The sequence below is a fragment of the Marinobacter sp. EN3 genome (assembly GCF_000475315.1).
Lineage (GTDB): Bacteria > Pseudomonadota > Gammaproteobacteria > Pseudomonadales > Oleiphilaceae > Marinobacter > Marinobacter nauticus.
This window is the reverse complement of sequence record NZ_AXCC01000052.1, coordinates 169,131-190,201: the sequence shown is the minus strand read 5'-3', so window position 1 is coordinate 190,201 and position 21,071 is coordinate 169,131. Positions and strand designations below refer to the sequence as shown.

The 21,071-nt window shown below is 58.3% G+C and carries 22 protein-coding genes and 1 tRNA gene; 19 read left to right on the top strand and 4 right to left on the bottom strand.

Annotation, left to right across the window (positions count from 1 at the left end; genetic code table 11):
* Positions 1-53: 53 nt before the first annotated feature.
* The 6 genes from Q675_RS33480 to Q675_RS33455 are packed head-to-tail and all read left to right on the top strand — an operon-like array spanning position 54 to position 6,064.
* Positions 54-1,094 (top strand): phage baseplate assembly protein, encoded by a 1,041-nt coding sequence (locus Q675_RS33480; RefSeq protein WP_031211641.1) that lies wholly within the window; start codon positions 54-56, stop codon positions 1,092-1,094.
* The gene (locus Q675_RS33475; protein WP_023011779.1) at positions 1,085-1,813 is read left to right on the top strand and encodes a phage baseplate assembly protein V; all 729 of its coding nucleotides are present in this window, start codon (positions 1,085-1,087) and stop codon (positions 1,811-1,813) included. The genes Q675_RS33480 and Q675_RS33475 overlap by 10 nt, the downstream gene beginning before the upstream one ends.
* Positions 1,810-2,259 (top strand): phage GP46 family protein, encoded by a 450-nt coding sequence (locus Q675_RS33470; RefSeq protein ID WP_023011778.1) that lies wholly within the window; start codon positions 1,810-1,812, stop codon positions 2,257-2,259. The genes Q675_RS33475 and Q675_RS33470 overlap by 4 nt, the downstream gene beginning before the upstream one ends.
* Positions 2,260-3,321 (top strand): baseplate J/gp47 family protein, encoded by a 1,062-nt coding sequence (locus Q675_RS33465; protein WP_023011777.1) that lies wholly within the window; start codon positions 2,260-2,262, stop codon positions 3,319-3,321.
* The gene (locus Q675_RS33460; protein WP_023011776.1) at positions 3,309-3,902 is read left to right on the top strand and encodes a YmfQ family protein; all 594 of its coding nucleotides are present in this window, start codon (positions 3,309-3,311) and stop codon (positions 3,900-3,902) included. The genes Q675_RS33465 and Q675_RS33460 overlap by 13 nt, the downstream gene beginning before the upstream one ends.
* A gap of 2 nt (positions 3,903-3,904) precedes the next feature.
* Positions 3,905-6,064, top strand: a complete 2,160-nt coding sequence (locus Q675_RS33455) for a hypothetical protein (protein ID WP_023011775.1) — start codon at positions 3,905-3,907, stop codon at positions 6,062-6,064.
* 401 nt (positions 6,065-6,465) lie between these two features.
* Here Q675_RS33455 and Q675_RS33450 read toward each other — a convergent pair.
* A tRNA-Arg gene (locus tag Q675_RS33450) sits at positions 6,466-6,542 on the bottom strand.
* A gap of 90 nt (positions 6,543-6,632) precedes the next feature.
* Positions 6,633-7,178: a YaeQ family protein gene (locus Q675_RS33445; RefSeq protein WP_022992105.1), complete on the bottom strand. Its 546-nt coding sequence runs from the start codon at positions 7,176-7,178 to the stop codon at positions 6,633-6,635.
* Positions 7,179-7,256: 78 nt separating this feature from the next.
* On the opposite strand from Q675_RS33445, the gene Q675_RS33440 reads away from it, so the two are divergent.
* The 12 genes from Q675_RS33440 (at position 7,257) to Q675_RS33385 (ending at position 18,830) form a co-directional block, all read left to right on the top strand.
* On the top strand, positions 7,257-7,622 hold the full coding sequence (locus Q675_RS33440; protein ID WP_022992106.1) for a CidA/LrgA family protein: 366 nt from the start codon (positions 7,257-7,259) through the stop codon (positions 7,620-7,622).
* Positions 7,615-8,337, top strand: a complete 723-nt coding sequence (locus tag Q675_RS33435; RefSeq protein WP_014420317.1) for an LrgB family protein — start codon at positions 7,615-7,617, stop codon at positions 8,335-8,337. The genes Q675_RS33440 and Q675_RS33435 overlap by 8 nt, the downstream gene beginning before the upstream one ends.
* 156 nt (positions 8,338-8,493) lie before the next feature.
* Positions 8,494-10,056: an ABC transporter substrate-binding protein gene (locus tag Q675_RS33430; RefSeq protein WP_023011774.1), complete on the top strand. Its 1,563-nt coding sequence runs from the start codon at positions 8,494-8,496 to the stop codon at positions 10,054-10,056.
* A gap of 81 nt (positions 10,057-10,137) precedes the next feature.
* Positions 10,138-11,187: an ABC transporter permease gene (locus tag Q675_RS33425; protein ID WP_011783995.1), complete on the top strand. Its 1,050-nt coding sequence runs from the start codon at positions 10,138-10,140 to the stop codon at positions 11,185-11,187.
* Positions 11,184-12,116 (top strand): ABC transporter permease, encoded by a 933-nt coding sequence (locus Q675_RS33420; protein WP_011783996.1) that lies wholly within the window; start codon positions 11,184-11,186, stop codon positions 12,114-12,116. The genes Q675_RS33425 and Q675_RS33420 overlap by 4 nt, the downstream gene beginning before the upstream one ends.
* A gap of 4 nt (positions 12,117-12,120) precedes the next feature.
* Entirely contained in the window at positions 12,121-13,119 is a 999-nt protein-coding gene (locus tag Q675_RS33415) for an ABC transporter ATP-binding protein (protein ID WP_023008397.1), read from the top strand.
* A complete protein-coding gene (locus Q675_RS33410) occupies positions 13,116-14,126 on the top strand; it encodes an ABC transporter ATP-binding protein (protein ID WP_011783998.1) in 1,011 nt (336 codons plus the stop codon). The genes Q675_RS33415 and Q675_RS33410 overlap by 4 nt, the downstream gene beginning before the upstream one ends.
* Before the next feature lie 75 nt (positions 14,127-14,201).
* The gene (locus Q675_RS33405; protein WP_011783999.1) at positions 14,202-15,107 is read left to right on the top strand and encodes a LysR family transcriptional regulator; all 906 of its coding nucleotides are present in this window, start codon (positions 14,202-14,204) and stop codon (positions 15,105-15,107) included.
* Position 15,108: 1 nt separating this feature from the next.
* A complete protein-coding gene (gene pepQ, locus Q675_RS33400) occupies positions 15,109-16,398 on the top strand; it encodes a Xaa-Pro dipeptidase (protein WP_011784000.1) in 1,290 nt (429 codons plus the stop codon).
* A gap of 99 nt (positions 16,399-16,497) precedes the next feature.
* The gene (locus Q675_RS33395) at positions 16,498-16,704 is read left to right on the top strand and encodes a bacterioferritin-associated ferredoxin (protein WP_011784001.1); all 207 of its coding nucleotides are present in this window, start codon (positions 16,498-16,500) and stop codon (positions 16,702-16,704) included.
* Between the two features lie 116 nt (positions 16,705-16,820).
* The gene (gene bfr / locus Q675_RS33390) at positions 16,821-17,297 is read left to right on the top strand and encodes a bacterioferritin (protein ID WP_011784002.1); all 477 of its coding nucleotides are present in this window, start codon (positions 16,821-16,823) and stop codon (positions 17,295-17,297) included.
* Between the two features lie 180 nt (positions 17,298-17,477).
* Entirely contained in the window at positions 17,478-18,830 is a 1,353-nt protein-coding gene (locus Q675_RS33385) for a phosphomannomutase/phosphoglucomutase (protein WP_023011773.1), read from the top strand.
* A 177-nt stretch (positions 18,831-19,007) separates the two neighbouring features.
* Here Q675_RS33385 and Q675_RS33380 read toward each other — a convergent pair whose 3' ends face one another.
* Positions 19,008-20,105, bottom strand: a complete 1,098-nt coding sequence (locus tag Q675_RS33380; protein ID WP_011784004.1) for a phospholipase A — start codon at positions 20,103-20,105, stop codon at positions 19,008-19,010.
* A 9-nt stretch (positions 20,106-20,114) separates the two neighbouring features.
* The gene (locus Q675_RS33375) at positions 20,115-20,456 is read right to left on the bottom strand and encodes a hypothetical protein (RefSeq protein WP_011784005.1); all 342 of its coding nucleotides are present in this window, start codon (positions 20,454-20,456) and stop codon (positions 20,115-20,117) included.
* Between the two features lie 197 nt (positions 20,457-20,653).
* Between Q675_RS33375 and Q675_RS33370 the strand changes: the two genes are divergently transcribed.
* Positions 20,654-21,067 (top strand): c-type cytochrome, encoded by a 414-nt coding sequence (locus Q675_RS33370; protein ID WP_011784006.1) that lies wholly within the window; start codon positions 20,654-20,656, stop codon positions 21,065-21,067.
* Positions 21,068-21,071 lie beyond the last annotated feature (4 nt).

Here is a 21,071-nt window from a genome sequence, read left to right as displayed (position 1 = left end):
TTGAAGGCCCCCGGCGACCAGCCCGCGCCGGGGGTCATATGCAAGCGGGCCTTATGTCTTCACGGGTTGAACTTCTCATTGACGGTAATCGACACGGTGGCTGGACCTCCGTGAATATTCGTCGTGGCCTCAACCAGGTGGCGGACCGTTTCGAGCTTTCCCTGACCGAAAAGTGGAGCCAATCCACGGAACCCGCGCCGGTTCGCAGCGGTGCCGAATGCCAGGTGTTTATCGATGACGATCTGGTGATCACCGGCTACGTCGACGAAGTACTTCCGTCCTACGATGGCAGCCAGCACAGCCTGGTGGTCAGCGGCCGCTCCAAAACCGCCGACCTGGTGGACTGTTCCTCCCGCCGCAAGACCTGGAGCAAACCCCGCAAGCTGGAAGCCATTGCCCGTGAGCTGGCCGAGCCGTTCGGCATTGAGGTGGTGGTGGAGGCCGACACCGGTGCGCCCATCAAGGCCCCGGCCGTGGAGGCTGGCCAGCCATACTATGAAGCCCTGGAACAGATGGGCCGGTACCGGGCAGTGATCTTTGTGTGTGATCCCGAGGGCCGCCTAGTCATCACCAAGCCACCCCGTGGCCGCATCGACACAGCGTTGGCCCTGGGTGAGAACATCCGCAAGGGTTCCGGCCGCTTCTCAGTTCGTGACCGTTTCTCCGAGATCATCGTCCAGGGCCAGCAACCTGGTGATGACCTGCTTTCAGGTGAGCAGGCCTCCAGCCCGGAAGGCACCGCCACCGACCCCGTTATTCGATTCCGCACCCAAGTCATCGTTGCTGACACGCCAGTTGATAAGGCCGGCTGCCGGCAGCGTGCCGAGAACGAAACCCGCCGCCGTCGCGGCCGTGGCCGGGGGCTGACCTACACCGTCGCCGGCTGGCGCCATGACAGCGGCCTGTGGACGCCTGGCTTTGAGGTGTCCGTGCGCGACCGTTGGCTGGGCATCCAGGACGACATGATCATTGAGGGCGTCCAGCTTTTGCTGGATGGCCAGGGCGAGCGCGCCGAGGCCCAGGTGGTGCCGCCATCGGCCTGGGATCTGACCGCAGAGCCGGAGCCGGATGAGGAGGAATCAGTATGGGGATGAGAGACATCGTCCGCCTACTGGCTCCTGTCTGGCGCCGCCTGCGCCTGATCGTTTCCCGAGGTGTTGTGCGGCTGTCTGACGACGGCCGCAAGCTGCAGGTGGTGCAGATGGATCTGCTGGCCGGTGAGACAGCGGCCATGGAACGCTTCCAGCAATACGGTTTCACCTGTCGGCCCTTGGACGGAGCCGAAGCGATCGCTTTAGCCGTTGGCGGATCCCGTGGCCACCTGGTGGCCATCGCGGTGGATGACCGCCGGCACCGGATGAATAACCTTAAGAACGGTGAAGTGGCCCTGTACACCGACGAGGGCGACTACATCCACATGAAGCGGGGCCGCATCGTGAAGGTGAACGTCGGGCAGGACCTGGAAGTGGTTGTTGGCAACGATGCCAATGTGACCGCCGGCGGATCCGTGAATGTTGACGCGGCCACGAAGATTGCGGCAACTGCACCCGAGATCACGGGACAGTGCGATACCGCCAATGTGGCGGCTACTCAATCGGTCACCCTGGATACGCCACAGGTGACCATAACTGGTGCTTTGACGGTCCAGGGCGCGATCACTGGTCAGGGTGGCATGGCCGTCAGTGGCGGCTCAGGCGCCAGTGTCGACGGCAACATGCAGATCAATGGCGGTGACGTTAAAGCGGACAACATTTCCCTCAAAGGCCACACCCATCCCGGTGACTCCGGCGGAACCACGGGGCCGGCGCAATGACCGATATCGCACTCCAGCCAGGCCTTGATGGCCGCATCGATATCCAGCTGCAGGACGGCGACCTGGTCGCAGACAACGGCCTGCGCACTGCTGTTGTCCTTTCCCTGCTCACCGATCGGCGAGCAAACCCGGGCGACATCCTGCCGGACGGCAGCGACGATCGGCGCGGCTGGTGGGCAGACATGCTGGCCCGGGCCGGTGGCGATCGCTTCGGTTCCCGCCTTTGGCTGCTCTCCCGCGAGAAGAACCTGGCCGAGGTTCGGCGCCGGGCCGAAACCTACGCAGCCGAGTCCCTGGAATGGCTCCGTGAAGACGGCATCGCCAACACCATCGAAGTGGAAGCCGAAACGGTGGCCACCGATCGCCTGGGCATGAAGATCCGGATTATCCGCAGCGATGGCCAGGCCATTGAAGAGACCTTTAACAACCTTTGGGAGAGCCTTTAAATGCCGTTTGAACGTCCGTCACTGAGCGAACTCCAAGAGCGCATCCGTGCCGATATCCGCGCACGTCTGCCTGGCGCTCAGCCGGAGCTGCGGCGTTCCCTCCTGGGCGTGCTGGCCGACATTGAGGCCGGTGGCATCCACGGCGTTTATGGGTACCTGGATTTCCTGGCCACCCAGCTGTTCCCCGACACTGCTGAATCCGAGTACCTGCAGCGCTGGGCGCGGATCTGGCGCGTCCCGGCAGTGGATCCCGTTGCCGCCAAAGGCAATGTGACCTTTGCGGGTAACGATGATGTCGTCATTCCCCAAGACACCCGACTGCAGGCCAAGAACGGCGCCGAGTACCTTACGGATGCGGCAGTCACCATCGCCGCTGGCACCGCTACAGTTTCAGTTACCGCCACGGAGACCGGAGAAGACGGCAACCAGAATGCTGGAACCGAGCTGGAGTTAGTCAGCAGCCCCTCCGGAGTTGAAGGCACCGCAACCGTTGGCGCTGAAGGCCTGACCGGCGGTACCGACCCGGAAACAGAAGAACGCCTGCGCGAGCGCCTGCTGGCGCGAATCCAGCGGCCGGCCCACGGTGGCAGCAGGGACGACTACATCCAGTGGGCCCTGGAAGGCCACCCGGATGTCACCAGGGCGTGGGTTTATCCAAACGAACTGGAGAACGGCTCCGTCACCACCCGCATCATGACCGACGAAGCCACGGCCGATGGCACCCCCACAACCGAGGTGGTCGACGCGGTTCTGGCATACATCGAATCAGTGCGACCGGTGGCATCCGTGCCTTATGTGATCGCTCCGGTGGCGGTACCGCTGGATCTGCAGATTACCATTACTCCGGACACTCAAACGGTTCGTGACCGGATCGAACTGGCGGTACGGGATTATCTTCGCCGCGAGCCGGAACCAGGTACCACCATTTACCTGAGCCAGCTTAACGGCATCATCTACGTGGCCGCCGGTGAGAGCCGTCACACGCTGATCAGTCCCGCAGCTGATATCACCCATCAGACCAATGAAATAGCCACACCCGGGGTGTTCACATGGACCGCCTGACTGCTGATCAATACCGCAAACAGCTGACGGCGCTGGTACCACCAGGGGAAGCCCTGACAGATCAGTCAGAAAGCAATTGGCAGCAACTGCTGCAGGCATTGGCAGAAGAATACGCCCGCCTGGATGGCCGTCTCCATGACTTGGTGAAGGAAGGCAACCCGGAAAGCACCAACGAACTGCTGACCGACTGGGAGCGTCTGCTGGATCTTCCCGGGCCCTGCGACACCTTGCCCGAAACCATCCAGGAACGCCGTCTCGCCGCCCAAGCCAAACTGATCCGCGTCGGTGGCGCCAACCCTGATTATTTCATCGAGCTAGCCGAGAGCCTCGGCTACCAGGTAACGATCACCGAATACCGCCCCTTCAGGGCAGGATTCTCAGCCGCAGGCGATAGCCTGACTAACGACGGCTGGCTCTACTACTGGATGGTCAACGCAGCGGAAACCGCCGTCACCGAATTCAGCGCCGGCCAAAGCGCGGCCGGCGAACCCGTGCGCAGCTGGGGAGACGACCGGCTGGAGTGCCCAATAGAGCAACTCAAGCCCGCACACACCATTGTTAACTTTAGTTATGGGGAATAAACATGTTTCGTATTGATGGTCCAGGAGCAACGCCGGATAACAAGTTTTCTGAGGGCGATCCGGCGAATGGGACGAGGGCAACGGTTGTCACCGATGAATGGCTTAATTCGGTCCAGGAGGAAGTTGCACAATCGATAGAGGGCGACGGGCAGGTTTTGGAGAAGTCCGATTCTACACAGTTGTCGAAGGTTTTTGGCCGGCGCGTTATTCGGGTTGGTAGTGTTTCGGAGTCCTTTAGCGGCCTAACAGATCCTATCTCGAATGCACAATATTCAGTAATTGCATGGCACGCTGGCGGTGCGGTAATGGCCAACCCGGTCGGTGGTGGGCGTTTTGTATTTGAGTCCGACAGGCCAAAGAGTGACCACAACGGCGGGACAGTAATCAGCCCAACTGTACCAGCGCTGAGTGCACAGCTTTCAATTTCTGATTATCTGGATGGCGTTGGTGAAACAGATTCCACTGGAACAGGGTGCTTTGTTCGTCTTGAAAATCATATACGGGCCGTAGACTTTGGCGCGTACAATGACCAATCGCAAGACAGCGCCTCGCAGCTATCCGCAGCTATCGCCGCGCGCGGCCTAACAGGCGCGATTGAACTGCCAACCCAACTGCGGTTAGATTCGCCGGTTACGCTCGATCCGCTTAGTAAAGAATACCGCTTCTATAGCGTTGATCACTGTAATATCAATGTTACCCACAATGGCGACGGCTTCATTTTTGACGGGCAGAATGAAAACTATGGTGCTCATACCTGGGAAAACATAACCATCGGCGGGCCAAACATCTACTTTCCAGGAGCGACATACACGCCCCCCTCTACTGGTTCCGGCCTGGCTCTAGCGGACTGTTTCGACTGCACGTTTATCAATTTTAAGTCCTATGGGTTCCAGTATGGCCTAACAATAGCGCGGGGCTACAACAACAAGTGCGTGGGCGATTGCGAATTCATGTTCAACCAGATCGGCGTCCGCCTACTGGCACCTGACACGAACCTGAACGATTTCAGCGGGGCGAAAATCCGACAGAACCGGGTCGGCGGCGTGCTTATCGACGGCACTGGGGGGCCTCCCTATCCGACCGGTAACAAGTTCAACAAAGCATACATCGACTCAAATATACCCTATAACGACGGTTATCCGACCGGGGGGCCGGGCGACGGTTCGACCAGCTTCGGTATCAAGTTGATCCGAGCTTACAGCAACGAGGTCAACGCGTATTTCGAAAATCAAGAATACGACATCATCCTCGAAGATCAGTCGTCCTATAACGACTTTACTAAAACCCGCCATGCCCCAAGCTCCGACTTTTCGCGGCTCGGAAAAATCGCATTTAAGGGGGCGGGCGTTATCTGTAACAAGTTCAGGAACGCGGAACAAATATCCAGAAACCGGACGGACGTACACATTGAGACGGACCACGTGGACCACCGAAATAATGAGTTTCTGGACTGCACCGGTTTTAACTTTATCGAACCGGCCATTTCAGCCGGTCGGCCTTTTGTCCGAAACAACGCCCCGTATGCTATCAACAACGGTACCCCGGACGGGACTATTGCGCTCCCGATCTACGGGTACCGATCAAACCCAGGGGAAGGAACCTCAAGGGGTACTATAGACGGTATAGGCACAGCGACGGCAACGCTTAACGCTCAAGGATTAGGAGAGATACAGCTCGGAAATCAGATTAGCGCGGCGACCACGATATCAGCCATCACCGGACTAAAGCGCCACCAGTTCTTCACCTTGTGGAATTATCAGAACGGGTTTCCGGTTACGCTGGAAAGCGGCGGGCCGACCGATATAGTGATTCTTAAAGGCTACCGGAATGTAGTATTTAACGAGTTCGGGCAGAGCATTACGTTTTGGGTTAACGGGCTTGGCCGATTGTATGAGATCGGCCGCAACTTTGAGAACCAAAATAAAGGAACCGTGACAATCAGCGACGCAGAGACGTCGGCGCTCCCGAGCCTCCCAGTGACTGAGCCGGATTACAATTATAAGGTTTTTGTAACGGTTTCCGGAGTGAGCGGGTCCCCGCCCATAGAGGCAACGAGGGCGCGAGTGACGGGAAGAAACCTAGGATCTATTCAGGTTGCACTTGAAGCGGCACCTGGGGCCGGGAATAGCGTTTCTGTTGATTGGGAAGTCGTGAGGGTCTAGACGGCCGGATCCTTTCTGGAAAACTATTGAAACGACGAAGTTAGCATGGAGCTAACATTGGTATCACGAGCGTCAATCGCATTTAGTCTCTAATCTTTTGACATTCCGTCTCAATCTAATTGGCGGCCTACACCTACCTGTTGGTTTTTTCGTGTCTATAGTGGCGTCTAGTCTAAAAGGAGCTAGCAGTAGAGGCGTGTCTCGGGCCGGGTTGGTTGGGCAGTCTGCAATACTGGCTTGGGGCGAATGCTCTTTGGAGATTCGTTGTCTCTTGATGTGTTTTGACTGGCGGGCGTCCGGATAGAAGTTTCGCTTTGTATCGTGTGGTTACAAGAGTGGTTATTTTTCGAGGAGAGAGAATGAAAAAGGGCTTACAGTTGCCTGCAAGCCCTTGAAAAATATGGCGCGCCCGATAGGATTCGAACCTATGACCTTTGCCTCCGGAGGGCAACGCTCTATCCAGCTGAGCTACGGGCGCATTCGAAATAACGAGTGCTCGTCAATTTCGAGTGCGCAATCTTACGTGTGCCGGCGGCTTCTGTCCAGCCCCGGCCATTAACCGTTTCGTTCAGATTCGGGGTAGCCGCTGGTCTGGCGTCAGGTTGACCAGGTTATGCTCGTTGCTGATGGTCACTTCGCCATCCTGAATGCTTACCTGCAAGGTCATAGACCGTTCTGCCAAGGCGGCCAATGCCGCTGTTTCCTCTGCCGGAAGGTCGACAATAGTAAGGTTGCTAAATCTTTCCAGCTTGTTATGGTGCTTGTCCCACCACACCGGCACCGCACGCCCGCCGTAGGTATAGAGAATGACCTGGTTGGCCTTGTTGCAGGCCTTGCGCAGGCGGTCTTCCTCGGGCAGGCCCAGTTCCACCCAGAGTTCGATGTCTCCGGTCAGGGATTTTTGCCAGAGTTCCGGCTCGTCGTCTGTGCTCAGGCCTTTGGTAAATTCCAGGTTATCGTTGGCGTTGAGGGCGAAGGCCAGCAGCCGGATCATCATCCGCTCGTCGGTTTCAGAGGGATGGCGGGCAACGGTCAGATGGTGGTCGGCGTAGTAGTGCCGGTCCATATCGGCGATATGGAGGGTGGCTTTGAAGATGGTGGCTTTCAGTGCCATTGAATGAATAGTCCTGTGGTCTTTGGGCGGGTCAGGGCGTTAGTGTAGAGCATATTGAGCGTGGCGGGGCATAGCAGCATGGTGTTGTTGCGGGGTTTTCTGGTTCTGGTGGTGTTTTTTCTGCTGGGTGAGGCATTGCGGGTACTGGTCGGCCTGCCCATCAGTGGTGGCGTGCTGGGGATGGTGATGGTCACGGCCACTCTGATGTTGAGGGGGCGGGTCAGTGATCAGTTGGCGGAAGCCAGTCGCGGGCTGATCTCGGTGCTGGTGCTGCTGATTTCACCGGGTGTTGTCGGGGTGTTCTTTATTGCCGATCGCTTTGCGGGCCACTGGTCTTCCGTTGCAGTGGCTTTGGTTGCGGGTACCTTGCTGAGTTCCGTGACCACGCTGTGGCTGATGAAGAAAACAGCGGGAGATCGCACCCGGGGGCACAGTCATGACTGAGTTCAACGGACGAATGCAGGAATTGCTGCTGGTCTGGACCACAGGCCCGATGCTTTCCATTGCCCTGACGCTGGCGGCGTTTATGGCGGCAAACTGGTTGTTCGCGAAGGTGGGACGCCCCCTGTGGATGCCGCCGGTATTGATGGCGGCGGTGATTCTGGCGGCGGCGGTGGCGGCCAGTGGTATTGGCTATGAAACCTATCAGCAGGGGGCGCGCTGGTTAACGGTATTGTTGGGCCCGGCGACGGTGGCCCTGGGTGTGCCTTTGTATCAGCAGATGCACCATATTCGCGCGCTCTGGCGGCCAATTCTGTGCACCTTGCCACTGGCGGCCAGTCTGGCAGCCGTCTATGCGGTGGGTATTGCCTGGCTGATGGACGCTCCGCTTTCCATACTGGCGTCGCTGGCGCCGAAGTCGGTTACCGCGCCCATTGCCATGGGTATTGCGGAACAGCTGGGTGGCTCGGTTGCACTCACCCTCGGCGGTCTGCTGATTACAGGCGTGCTGGCCTCGGTATTTGTGGACTGGGGTGCCAAATGGATGAAGATCTCCGATGACCGAATGGTGGGTTTTGCCCTGGGGCTTAATGGCCATGCCATTGGCACTGCCCGGGCGTTTGAGATCAGCCCCACGGCGGGCGCTTTTGCCTCCCTGGGGATGGGATTGACGGGTGTGTTTACGGCGCTGTTTTTGCCCTTTGTCTTTCCGTTCTGAGGCTGCTGCTTTTTGGGTCATTCACCATACGAATAGGTCCATGTTGCAATTTCGATTGCCGTAAGGGTTTTCCGAGACTAGCTTGTTTGCCAGGCAATCGGTGCCGTCCTGCACCGATGTTCCGTGAAAATTCCTAAAACAGCGACGGAAAACGCGATGAAAAAAATACTGGCAGCTTTTGTTGGCTCCATGGCCCTGGCGTCTGCGCCTCTGGCCCTGGCAGCCGACGCGACCAAAGAACTGAAAATGGCGTACGACGCCGATCCCGTAACCCTCGATATTCATGAGCAGTTGTCTGGCGGCATTCTGCAGTTGTCCCACATGACCTTTGATCCGCTGTTGCGCTGGACCAAAGATCTGGGTTTCGAGCCGCGCCTGGCAGAAAGCTGGGAGCGTGTGGACGACAAGACCATGCGCTTCAAACTGCGCGAAGGTGTGAAGTTCCATTCCGGTAACGAACTGACCACGGCCGACGTGAAGTTCACCTTTGAGCGACTGAAGGAAAGCCAGGACTTCAAGGCGATTTTCAAACCCTTCAGCGCCATCAATGTGATCGACGATTACACCTTCGAGCTGGTCACCAGCGAGCCTTACCCTCTGCTGCTGAACACCGCCACCTACATTTTCCCGCTGGACAGTGAGTTCTATTCCGGCCAGACCGAAGATGGCAAAGACAAGGACGCCATCCTCAAGCACGGCAACTCCTTCGCTTCCGAGAACCTGTCCGGCACCGGTCCTTACACGGTAACCGAGCGTAAACAGGGCGTGCGTGTCGAGTTCGAGCGTTTCGATGATTACTGGGATACCGAGTCTCCGGGCAACGTGGGCAAGATCGTGCTGACTCCCATCAAGGAAAACGCTACCCGGGTATCCGCCCTGCTGTCTGGCGGTGTCGACTTCATCGCTCCGGTTCCACCCAATGATCTGGACCGCATCAAGCGCGACCGCAACAGCGAACTGGTGACCATGAGCGGCACCCGTATCATCCTGTTCCATATGAATCAGGAGCGGGTTGAAGCCTTCAAGAACCCGAAAGTTCGCCAGGCCATCGCCTACGCCATCAACCAGGAAGGTATTGCTGCCAAGATCATGAAAGGCTTTGCCACGCCGGCAGCACAGATGTCGCCAGCGGGTTACCAGGGCCATAACGAAAACCTGAAGCCTCGCTTCGATGTTGAGAAAGCCAAGCAGCTGATGAAAGAAGCCGGCTATGAGGACGGCTTTACCATCACCATGATGGCCCCCAACAACCGCTACGTGAACGACGACAAGATCGCGCAGGCAGCGGCGGCCATGCTGGCGCGCATCAACATCAAGGTGGACCTGAAAACCCTGCCGAAAGCCCAGTACTGGCCGGAGTATGATAACCGTGCCGCCGATATGATGCTGATTGGCTGGCACGCAGACAGCGAGGATTCGGCCAACTTCTATGAATTCCTCACCTTCTGCCCGGATGCTGACAGCGGTGATGGCCAGTACAACGCCGGCAACTACTGCAACCCGGAAATCGATGCCCTGGTGGAAAAAGCCAACGTGGAGACCGACCTGGACAAGCGTGCGGCCATGCTGCAGGAAGTGGAACAGCGTCTGTACGACGACGCAGCCTTCGTACCGCTGCACTGGCAGGACCTGGCCTGGGCCTCCCGCAAGGGCGTGAACATCGAGCCGGTGCTCAATGTCATGAACTTCCCCTACCTGGGCGATCTGGTTATCGAATAAGGGGAGCGCGCTCCCTGAGACCCAACCTCTCTCCCGGTGCGGGAGAGAGGCTTTCACGTATTCATCAACGGTAAATCCTTCATGCTAGCGTTTTTGGTTCAGCGGATATCCCAGGCGCTGCTGGTCATGTTTGTGATCAGCATCATCGCCTTTGCCATTCAGGATGGCCTCGGGGACCCGCTTCAGGAAATGGTGGGCATGTCCGTCTCTGCCGAGGAGCGGGAAGCCATTCGTGAGGAGTTGGGGCTGAACGACCCCTTTCTGGTCCAGTACCTGAGGTTTGCGGGTAATGCCATACAGGGTGACCTGGGCAATTCCTATTTTTACAGCAAGCCGGCGCTGGAAGTGATTGCCGAACATCTGCCAGCCACCCTGGAACTGGTGATCGGCGCCAGTCTGATCATCATCTTCCTGTCGGTCCCTATTGGCGTGTACGCCGCCATCCGGCCCCAGGCCTGGCTGTCCAAATTCTTCATGGGCGTGAGTACGGTCGGTATTTCCATACCGGTGTTTCTCACGGCCATTGTTCTGATTCAGTTGTTCTCCATTGGTGTGACGGTCAACTGGTTTCCGGCCGATACCGGTTGGGGCCAGTGGCTCAACGATTTCTTTACCACCGAAGGTGGGCTGCCGTCCTATGGCCGGGGTGATGACCTGGTGCACTTGTTCGGCACCTGGGAATCCGGCCTGTTTACCAGCGAAGGCCTGGCCCATCTGGTGCTGCCCTGCGTGTCGCTGGCGTCTATTATGCTGCCGCTGTTTATCCGCCTGATCCGGGCCGAGATGATGGAAGTACTGCAGAGCGACTACATCCGCTATGCCCGGGCCAAGGGTTTGAGCGCGGGCCGTATCAATTTCCTGCATGCCCTGAAGAACACCATGCTGCCGGTGATTACCGTGGGCGGCGTACAGATCGGCATTATGGTGGCCTACACCATCCTGACCGAGACGGTGTTTCAGTGGCCGGGTCTGGGCCTGATGTTCCTGGAGGCCATCACCCGTAGTGATATTCCCCTGATTGTGGCTTACCTGATGGTAGTGGGCCTGATATTTGTGGTGACCAACACACTGGTGGACCTGATCTACGGACTGGTCAATCCCACCGTCAAACTGACAGGTAAGAAAGCATGACAACGGCAACGGTTTCCCGCTGGGACCGCTTCCGCGAGTCCTTTTTCTGGTACAGCTTCAAACGCGACAAGGTAGCGATTGCGAGCTTTCTGGTGCTGCTGGCCATGGTGCTGGCGGCGGTGTTTGCGCCCTGGCTGGCGCCCGCCGATCCCTATGATCTGGCGCAGATCAACATCATGAACTCCGAGCTTCCACCGGTGGGCCTGGACGGCGCTGATCCCGCGTTCCCGCTGGGAACGGATGCCCAGGGCCGGGATCTGCTCTCCACCATACTTTACGGCACCCGGGTGTCGCTGATGATTGGCTTTGGTGCCGTGGTGTTGCAGGCGGCGCTGGGTATCCTGTTTGGCCTGCTGGCCGGCTATCTGGGCGGTAAGGTTGATGCCATCCTGATGCGCATTGCCGATGTGCAGCTGTCGTTCTCCACCCTGATGGTGGCGATCATTGTCGGCGCGGTGTTCAAGGCCAGTTTTGGCAACCTGATGTTCGGTGAGATTGCCATCTACATGCTGATCTTCATCATCGGGGTGGCGGAATGGCCGCAGATAGCCCGTACCGTGCGGGCCTCGGTGCTGGCGGAGAAGAAGAAAGAGTATGTGGACGCGGCCAAGGTGATGGGGTTCGGTACGCCACGCATCATGTTCCGGCACATCCTGCCCAATACCCTGTCGCCCATTTTTGTGATTGCCACGGTACAGATTGCCAATGCCATTATCTCCGAAGCGGCGCTGTCGTTCCTCGGCCTTGGCATGCCGGAAACCCAGCCGTCACTGGGTTCGTTGATCAAATCCGGTTTTGACTACATCCAGAGCGGTTCCTGGTGGATCACCCTGATCCCGGGTCTGGTGCTGGTGGTGCTCGTGCTGGTCATCAATCTGTTGGGTGACTGGTTGCGGGATGTGATGAACCCACGGCTGTATAAGGGGTAACACCATGGCACTGTTGGAAGTGAAAAATCTGGATGTACGTTTCGCGGTGCGCGGTGGCGATCTGACCGCCCTGCGTCGTATTAGTTTCAGCCTGGACAAGGGCGAGCGGCTGGGCCTGGTGGGTGAATCCGGTGCCGGCAAATCAGTCGCGGCCTTCTCTATCCTGAACCTGATTGCCAAGCCCGGTTATATCGCCGGTGGCCAGATTCTGTTTGAAGGCAAAGATCTGGCCGCCATGAGCGAGCGGGAGCTGCGCAAAATCCGTGGCAACCGCATCGCCATGATTTTCCAGGATCCGATGATGACCCTGAACCCGGTGCTCACCATCGGCACCCAGATGGTGGAGGCGATCCTGGCACACCGGAAGATCAGCAAGAAAGAGGCGAGGGCCATTGCCCTGGATCGCCTGCAGAAAGTGCAGATTCCCTCGCCGGAAAAGCGGCTGGACCAGTATCCCCATGAATTGTCGGGGGGCATGCGCCAGCGGGTGATCATTGCCATCGCCCTGCTGTTGGACCCGGAAATCATTATTGCCGATGAACCCACGACCGCCCTGGATGTGACCATCCAGGCCGAGATCATGGACCTGCTGCTGAACCTGTGTGAGCAGGAAAACGTGGCGCTGATGCTGATCACCCACGATCTCGGGGTGGTCTCGCAGGTGACCCAGCGCATGCTGGTCATGTACTCCGGCCGGATCATCGAACAGGGCCCGACCCGGGAAATCATCAACGATGCCCAGCATCCCTACACCCAGGGGCTGATCAACGCGCTGCCCCAGATGGGTGAGCCGGGAGCGCGGCTGTTCCAGATACCGGGCTCCATGCCATCCCTGAAGAATGTGCCTTCGGGTTGCCCGTTCCATCCCCGCTGCAACTTCGCCACCGACCAGTGCAAGCGCGCCATGCCGGAGTATGTGCGCTCGGGCAATGTCGATGTCGCCTGTTACGAAGTTGCCAACCTGATTGAGCAGGAGAAACGCATGCAGGAGGCGGAATCATGACCTCCCCGTTGGTTAGTATCCGGAACCTGGAAAAGCGTTTTGACCTTTCCGGCGGCTTTCTGGAACAGATTCAGTTTGAAGGCGGTCGCTTTCGCCGCAAGCAGGAAGCCGTGCATGCCATCAACGGCGTGAACCTGGATGTGAACAAGGGCGAGGCCCTGTGCGTGGTGGGGGAGTCCGGCTGCGGAAAATCCACCGTGGCCCGCACGGTGATGGGGCTGATTTCCCCCAGTGCCGGCGAGATTCACTACGACGGTCAACGCATCGACAACCTGGGCGGCAAGGCGGCATTGCCATACCGGCGCAAGATGCAGATGATTTTCCAGAACCCCTATGCGTCCCTGAACCCGCGGATGACGATTCAGCAGACCCTGGAAGAACCGATCCGTTTTCACCATCAGGACTGGTCTCCAACCCAGGTGCGGGACAAGATCCACGAGGTGATGCACTCGGTGGGCATCGATCCGGACTGGGGCAGTCGCTTTGGCCACGAGTTTTCCGGTGGTCAGCGCCAGCGGATTGCCATTGCCCGCGCCCTGGCGGTGGACCCGGAATTTATCGTTGCCGATGAGCCCATCTCGGCCCTGGATGTGTCTATCCAGGCCCAGGTGCTGAATCTGTTGATGGATGCCCAGGAAAGCCGTGGTCTGACCTACCTGTTCATTACCCACGATCTCGCGGTGGTAGAACACTTCGGTACCCGGGTGGCCGTCATGTACCTGGGCCGGGTGTGTGAGCTGGCAGACACCAAAACCCTGTTCGCCATGCCCCGGCATCCCTATACCCAGGCGTTGCTGTCGGCCATCCCGAAACTCGAGGATGACCGGCCCAATCACATTCGCCTTCAGGGCGAGGTGCCCACGCCGGTGAATCTGCCCTCGGGGTGCGTGTTCCACGGCCGCTGCCCCTACGCCAATGAGCGTTGCCGGCAGGAAGTTCCACAGCTGATCGCCACCGACGGCGGGGCGCAGGTGGCCTGTCACGCCGTTGAGGAAGGGCGTTTGTAACGGCCGGGCGCGCATAGGCTATCATGCCTGCAGCAACGTACCGGTTGTGATCATTGCCAAACCTCAGGGGTTCCCATGGAAATACGCTGGCTGGAAGACTTTCTGGCGCTTGCCCGCACGCGCCACTTCTCACGGGCTGCCGAACAGCAGCACGTGAGCCAGCCTACGTTCAGCCGGCGCATCAAGCTGCTGGAGGAATCCATGGGCACCACCCTGATCAATCGGCAGACTCTGCCATTGTCCCTGACCCCGGCCGGAGAAGTGTTTCAGGAACTGTGTGAACGCATCACCCGGGAGGTCCGGGACACCCGGGACCGGATAGCCGCTCTGGATGCGGAAGCGTCTGCCCGCATCAGCGTTGGTTCTACCCAGGGGCTGTTTTCGCATTTCTATCAGGGTTGGGCGACGGAGATGGGCATTGCCGAGCGCCTTCAACTGAACCTGACCGCCACCAACTGGGTGGGGGAGCAGTTTCTGGATGCCCTGGAAAGCGGCGAATGTGACCTGGTGTTGTGTTACTGGCACCCGGATTTGCCCTGGGGGGATCGCCTGGCCAGTGACAAGTTTCAGTGGCAGACCATCGGCAGGGAAGCACTGGTGCCGGTCAGTATCGCCAATGAGCAGGGCGAGCCCCGTTACCGGTTGCCGGGCACCAATGAACAGCCTGTGCCTCTGATTGCCTACCACAGCCGTGGTTTTTTGCAGTCGGCTATCGACGGGCATCTGCAACGCGGCAAGCTGCCGGCGAATCTTTTACCACTGAACGAGAATACCCAGTCCGCGAGCATCAAGGCCCTGGTCAAACAGGGCTTCGGCATGGGCTGGTTGCCCAAGCGGATGACGGAAAAAAGCGAACAGTTTGGGCGCCTGGTACGGGCTGGTGATGAGCGCTGGGACGTACCGCTGGAAATACGTTTGATCCGCCTGAGTGACGCCCGCTCAGACGACATACTGAATCTCTGGAAACAACTGGAAACCTGATATGCCAAATCAAGACATCCTCGACCTGCAGCCTGCCCACATCCGTGAGCTGCAGAACCGGTACGAACGGGCCATGGCTGATCACGGTTATGACAGCCTGCTGATTGCCTCGGGCGCGGCGCCCTACCGGTATCGGGATGATCAGGCCTATGTATTTCAGGGCTTCGGCCCGTTTTTGCACTGGACCGGGCTGGCTGGCCAGGAGCACAGCTGGCTGTTGGTTCGGCCCGGCCAGAAACCGGTGCTCTGGCTATACCAGCCGGTGGACTTCTGGCACGCCAACCCGGTGATGGCTGAAGAACCCTGGCTAGAGGTTGTAGACGTGCGCAGCCGGCAGCAATCTGGCGCCCCGGAGCTCGATAGCCCGGGGCGGCTGGTGGTAATCGGTGATCCGCTGGTGCTGGATGGCGTGCCGGGAGATCATAACCCGGCGGCACTGGTGGCAGCCGTGGAAGAAGCCCGCGTGCGCAAAACTCCTTACGAAATTGAATGCCTGGCACACGCTAACCGGATCGCCCTGGCTGGTCACAGGGCGGCCAGAGAGGCGTTTCTGGCCGGCGACAGCGAATTCGGTATCAATCTCGCCTACCAGCAGGCCACCGGCCAGCGGGAAGTGGAGGCGCCTTATCACAGCATCATCGGATTGAACGAACATGCCGGCACACTGCACTACCAGTACTACGACCTGAAGCCTCCCCGCCGGCCCCGCAGTCTGCTGATTGATGCCGGGGTGCGCTACCGTGGCTACTGTTCAGATATAACCCGCACCACCGCCGGGCCGGATGAGCCGAGATTCACCGCGCTGGTTCACGGGCTGGAGAAACTGCAGCTGCGGCTATGCGAGATGGTGTCGCCCGGCGTGGACTACGTGGACATTCACCGCAAGGCTCACCTGGGCATTGCGACCCTGCTATCAGCTTCGGGGCTGGTGTCCGGTTTAGCGGATGAAGCCATGGTGGAGCAGGGCATTACCCGGGCGTTCTTTCCCCATGGCATAGGGCATTTTCTGGGCATTCAGGTGCACGATGTCGCCGGCAAACCGACGCCGTCCCCGGAAGATGCGCCGTTCCTGCGCCTGACCCGCACCCTGGAAGCCGGCATGGTGGTCACCATCGAGCCGGGGCTCTATTTTATTCCATCGCTGCTGGAGCCTTTGCTGAACGGGCCTGAAGCCCAGTATCTGAACCGGGCGCTGATTGATGAACTGAAGAGCTGTGGTGGAATCCGGATTGAAGATAATGTGGTGGTCACAGCGGCCGGGGCCCGGAACTTAACGCGAGAATGCGAATAGTCACTTTTTACTACAAAAACTGACTGCAAAAGGGTTGCAATCCTGTTTGTTAATAACAATAATTATCACTAACTTTATTGCTGTTAGTGAGAGCGCCCTATGTACGTTTGCCTGTGTTACGGGGTAACAGACAGAGAAATCCGCGAAGCCGCTGAAAGCGGTGTCAGTTCCATGCGCCAGCTCGGCAAGGAACTTGGCGTCGGTCGCCAGTGCGGTCGTTGCGCCTGCACTGCCCGGGAAATTCTGAAAGAGTCCCGGTCACCGGATTATATGGCGCTCGCCAATATGCTGGCGCAACCCGCCTGAGCGGGCGGGCCTGTCCACATATTGCAATTGCACCTCTTTCCCATCCGTGATTTTTTATTGCCGTTAAACCGACTATCCTTGTGAATTAACGCTTTCGCGACACAAGGAATCCGGTTATGAAAGGCGACAAAAAAGTCATCCAGCATCTGAACAAGGTCCTCGCCAACGAGCTGACGGCCATCAACCAGTACTTCCTGCATTCGAGAATGTACAAAGACTGGGGTATCACCAAGCTCGCGGCGAAAGAATACGAAGAATCCATCGATGAAATGAAACACGCCGATCAGCTGATCGAGCGAATTCTCTTCCTTGAGGGCCTGCCAAATCTGCAGGATCTGAACAAATTGCTGATTGGCGAGAATGTTCAGGAAATGATCGAGTGCGATCTCAAGCTTGAGCACACCGCGCACACAGACCTGAAAGAAGCCATCATCTACTGCGAGCAGGTTCAGGACTTTGCCAGCCGTGAACTGTTCCGGAGCATCCTCGACAGCGAGGAAGAGCACATCGACTGGCTCGAAACCCAGCTCGAAATGATTTCCCAGATGGGCATCCAGAACTATATCCAGCTGCAGTCGGCAGCTGCTGAGTAAACTCCCCGGCGTTCCGGACACCGGCTCACTCTGCGGGCCGGTGGCGCTTTCTCTCCACTCTGTTCCCCCTGCCTTTTTCCGGGTGCTTCCCCGATTGTCTGTCGAAACAGGTAGAATGGTCGCCCAGATTGGCCAGATATGCTGGCCCAACGCGGTTAATAAACCACTCCGGAGACTGAAATGGACCTGTCCTGCTTCAAAGCCTACGACCTGCGTGGCCGAGTACCTGACCAGCTAAACCCAATCCTGGCTGAGAAAATCGGCCGTGCCTACGTTGAAATCACCGGCGCCAAAAAAGTCATCGTCGGTTACGACATCCGGCTGTCCAGCCCCGAAATCGCCGACGCGTTGAGCTCCGGCCTGATGGCGGCCGGCGCCGATGTGTTTGATATTGGCCTGTGCGGCACCGAACAGGTGTACTTTGCCACCAGTCACTACCAGATGGACGGCGGCATCATGGTCACCGCCAGCCACAACCCCAAAGACCACAACGGCATGAAAATGGTGGGCCCGGAATCCCGGCCGATCAGTTCGGACAACGGCCTGAACGACATCCGGGACCGGGTGCTGGAACCGTTCTTTGACGCCGCAGAGCAGGGCAAATACGAAACCCTGGAAGTAATGAGCGCGTACGTCGACCATCTGCTGGGCTATATTGATGCTGGCTCACTGAAACCCATGACCATCGTCTGTAATGCCGGCAACGGTGGTGCTGGCCTGGTGATCGACGAACTGGAACAGCATCTGCCGTTCGACTTCATCAAGGTTCATCACGAAGCCGATGGTCACTTCCCGAATGGTGTGCCCAACCCGATCCTGCCGGAAAACCGCTCCGCGACTGCCGATGCCGTACTCCAGAATGGCGCCGCCATGGGCATTGCCTGGGACGGCGACTACGACCGCTGCTTCTTCTTCGACGAAACCGGCCGCTTCATCGAAGGCTACTACATCGTCGGCCTGCTGGCGGACCAGTTCCTGCGCAAGACCGGTGGCGGCAAAGTCATTCACGATCCCCGCCTGACCTGGAACACTCTGGATCTGGTTGAAGCTGCTGGCGGCGAAGCCATCGAAAGCAAGACTGGCCACGCCTTCATCAAACAGAGAATGCGCGACGAAGACGCCGTCTATGGGGGCGAAATGAGTGCCCACCACTACTTCCGCGACTTCGCCTACTGCGACAGCGGCATGATCCCCTGGCTGCTCGTGGCCGAGCGCCTGTGTCAGAGCGGCCAGACCCTGTCATCCCTGATCGACGCCCGCATCGAAGCCTACCCGGCCAGCGGTGAAATCAACCGCACCATCAGCGACCCCCCGAAAGTCATCGCCGCCATCGAAGCCAAGTACGGCGTGGGCGCGAAATCCGTCAGCCATGTTGACGGCCTGAGCGTGGAATTCGAAAACTGGCGCTTCAACCTGCGCATGTCCAACACCGAACCGGTGGTTCGCCTGAATGTTGAGGCCCGTGGAGATAAAGCGTTGATGGAAGCGAAAACCGAAGAACTACTGGCGGAAATGGAGCGTTTGAACGCCTAACCCCTGAAACCCCGAACTGAGTTTGGGGACAAGTGGGGTGGAGGGCCTCCGGAAACTGTGCGGAGCCAGGGATGGCGGAGCTCAAGCGCCCCAGGGATGGGCCGAAGGAGCGTGTTTACGGAGGCCCTCCACCCCACTTGGCCTTGCACCAAAGTCAGAGCATGTTGGAAGATATTACTAGAGCCAGTCATTCAGCATAATGCCAAACCCGACCCGCTCAATCCGCTCGTTGTAGTCAATCAGGCTCTCCCCATAACCGTTGTAATACTGGAAGAACCCCTTCAGCGTATCCCCCATGGGAAAGCTGTACCCGAACTCCACCGACGTCCGGTTATCCGACCTCAGATTATTCAGCAGCTTCAAAGAAAACGTCCGATCTTCCGTCAGCTTGTAAACCGCGTGATAACTGGCGTGGCCCAGATAGCTCTCTATGTCTTCGTTGTCGTCGCTGCTGCTGTTTTCCGGCAAGCGATACCAGGGCTGAACCATAAACAGCCAGCGATCCACACTATAGGCAACGGAACCCATAATCCGGTTCCAGCTCCGGGACCGGGGGTCAGGCTGTCCGTTTGACTGGTGATTAAAGCCCACCGACACCGCACTGAGCGTACCGGGACCGAGATCCCAGTTCAGGGCGTGCCTGAAAAACAGCTCCGGCTCATAGTTGGTCTCCCGGAAAGGCGCCGATTCATCCTGGTTGTAGACCTGCCAGAAGGATTTCTGGGTGTAGCCAAACCAGAAGGTTGTGCGGTCGTCGAAAATGCCCGTCAGCAACGGAACCTTGAAGCTGATCTGGTACTTGGCTTCCTCGTTTTCCAGGTTGTAGTCATAATCGATAGCTCCCAGTCGCGGGCTTGCGGGCAAGGCATTGGGGTCGTCCACCCAGGTGATCGGCAGAATGTAATTGGGCTGATGAGTCACGAAACTGCCGGTAAACGAGAAGATCGCCCGCTCGGCAGAAAGATAGTTGTCCACCAGCGCGGCCATCACCCCGTCATCAGGATCGTCTTCCAGGGCATTACCCACGATCTTCTCCCGGGTTTTCTTGTCGGCCACCAGTTCCTCTGCATCCGCCTCGGCTTCTTCCAGCTGTTCCTCGCTGGCCTGGTCACGCTCGGCCTGAGGGTTGTACTTGGCGTCATAGCAGGCCAGCCGTTGCACACCTTCCTTGATCAGCGCGCAGTTAACATCGGGTTCCTCTGGCCGATCCTGGGCAACAACCAGATTGGCCGTGCCCAACAGAATCAGGGGTAGCAGCTTGAGGCTGGGGGTCATGGGGGCTCCTTATTGGGCGGTACTCAGGCTTATCCAGGTGTTGGCAATGCCGTAAATCCAGACCCCAAGCAGGGTGAGGGTCAGCAGGGCGAAGATCGCGCGATGGCGGGGGCGGCGCTGGTCGTTCGCCGAGGCGACCCAGCGTAGATACATCAACCCGATAAAACTCAGAAAAACGCCCAGGCTGGCAAACGCCGGAATCAGCAGCCAGCCGGCAGAAAGCGGGGTGCCATCGCTTGACTGGTTGCTGAACCAGGCCATCGAGATCAGCAGTACCGCCAGGCTGGAAAACTCCAGGATCAGTAAGGTTTTTCGGCGCTTGTCCGGGGTCGTCTGTTGCTGTTGGTTCATGCGGCGACTCTGGGTTTGAGTGAATGAACGCTATGGTAACCGGAATCCATGGCAAAGGAGCTACAACCTACGAAACTGTCATTAAAATGGTTGAAATCAAATTCTGATTTTGCTCTCTGGTTTTTTTGCGGAGGCTCAATCGCTATAATGCGGCGACCGAAAGATTATAACGCTCAAATGCGAGGTGCATTGTGAAGATGAAGAGAGTCCTGGCTGTTGTTCTGCTTGGTTTTGGCCTGGCCGCCGGCGCCGCAGTGGCAAGTGTTGAAGACGAAATCCGCGAGCGCATCAAGCCGGTGGGCGAAGTGTGTCTGCAGGGTGAAGAGTGTGGCGAGGCTGCTGCACCTGCTGAGACAGCCAGCTCCGGCCCGCGTTCTGGCAGTGAAGTCTACGACGCCGTGTGCATGGCGTGTCATACCACCGGCGCAGCCGGCGCTCCCAAGATCGGTGATACCGCTGCCTGGGCTCCGCGCATTGAGAAAGGTATCGATACCCTGATTGATCACGCCATCAATGGCTTCAACGCCATGCCGGCCAAAGGTGGCTGTGCCAACTGCCCGGATGAGGAAATCACCGCTGCCGTTGAGCATATGGTTGAGCAGAGCAAGTAAGCAA

What these genes read in the sequence shown, in the direction of transcription:
- Q675_RS33480 (WP_031211641.1), top strand. Translation starts at nt 54, where the DNA reads ATGTCTTCACGGGTTGAACTTCTCATTGACGGTAATCGACACGGTGGC.
- Q675_RS33475 (WP_023011779.1), top strand. Translation starts at nt 1,085, where the DNA reads ATGGGGATGAGAGACATCGTCCGCCTACTGGCTCCTGTCTGGCGCCGC.
- Q675_RS33470 (WP_023011778.1), top strand. Translation starts at nt 1,810, where the DNA reads ATGACCGATATCGCACTCCAGCCAGGCCTTGATGGCCGCATCGATATC.
- Q675_RS33465 (WP_023011777.1), top strand. Translation starts at nt 2,260, where the DNA reads ATGCCGTTTGAACGTCCGTCACTGAGCGAACTCCAAGAGCGCATCCGT.
- Q675_RS33460 (WP_023011776.1), top strand. Translation starts at nt 3,309, where the DNA reads ATGGACCGCCTGACTGCTGATCAATACCGCAAACAGCTGACGGCGCTG.
- Q675_RS33455 (WP_023011775.1), top strand. Translation starts at nt 3,905, where the DNA reads ATGTTTCGTATTGATGGTCCAGGAGCAACGCCGGATAACAAGTTTTCT.
- Q675_RS33445 (WP_022992105.1), bottom strand. Translation starts at nt 7,178, where the DNA reads ATGGCACTGAAAGCCACCATCTTCAAAGCCACCCTCCATATCGCCGAT.
- Q675_RS33440 (WP_022992106.1), top strand. Translation starts at nt 7,257, where the DNA reads ATGGTGTTGTTGCGGGGTTTTCTGGTTCTGGTGGTGTTTTTTCTGCTG.
- Q675_RS33435 (WP_014420317.1), top strand. Translation starts at nt 7,615, where the DNA reads ATGACTGAGTTCAACGGACGAATGCAGGAATTGCTGCTGGTCTGGACC.
- Q675_RS33430 (WP_023011774.1), top strand. Translation starts at nt 8,494, where the DNA reads ATGAAAAAAATACTGGCAGCTTTTGTTGGCTCCATGGCCCTGGCGTCT.
- Q675_RS33425 (WP_011783995.1), top strand. Translation starts at nt 10,138, where the DNA reads ATGCTAGCGTTTTTGGTTCAGCGGATATCCCAGGCGCTGCTGGTCATG.
- Q675_RS33420 (WP_011783996.1), top strand. Translation starts at nt 11,184, where the DNA reads ATGACAACGGCAACGGTTTCCCGCTGGGACCGCTTCCGCGAGTCCTTT.
- Q675_RS33415 (WP_023008397.1), top strand. Translation starts at nt 12,121, where the DNA reads ATGGCACTGTTGGAAGTGAAAAATCTGGATGTACGTTTCGCGGTGCGC.
- Q675_RS33410 (WP_011783998.1), top strand. Translation starts at nt 13,116, where the DNA reads ATGACCTCCCCGTTGGTTAGTATCCGGAACCTGGAAAAGCGTTTTGAC.
- Q675_RS33405 (WP_011783999.1), top strand. Translation starts at nt 14,202, where the DNA reads ATGGAAATACGCTGGCTGGAAGACTTTCTGGCGCTTGCCCGCACGCGC.
- pepQ (WP_011784000.1), top strand. Translation starts at nt 15,109, where the DNA reads ATGCCAAATCAAGACATCCTCGACCTGCAGCCTGCCCACATCCGTGAG.
- Q675_RS33395 (WP_011784001.1), top strand. Translation starts at nt 16,498, where the DNA reads ATGTACGTTTGCCTGTGTTACGGGGTAACAGACAGAGAAATCCGCGAA.
- bfr (WP_011784002.1), top strand. Translation starts at nt 16,821, where the DNA reads ATGAAAGGCGACAAAAAAGTCATCCAGCATCTGAACAAGGTCCTCGCC.
- Q675_RS33385 (WP_023011773.1), top strand. Translation starts at nt 17,478, where the DNA reads ATGGACCTGTCCTGCTTCAAAGCCTACGACCTGCGTGGCCGAGTACCT.
- Q675_RS33380 (WP_011784004.1), bottom strand. Translation starts at nt 20,105, where the DNA reads ATGACCCCCAGCCTCAAGCTGCTACCCCTGATTCTGTTGGGCACGGCC.
- Q675_RS33375 (WP_011784005.1), bottom strand. Translation starts at nt 20,456, where the DNA reads ATGAACCAACAGCAACAGACGACCCCGGACAAGCGCCGAAAAACCTTA.
- Q675_RS33370 (WP_011784006.1), top strand. Translation starts at nt 20,654, where the DNA reads ATGAAGAGAGTCCTGGCTGTTGTTCTGCTTGGTTTTGGCCTGGCCGCC.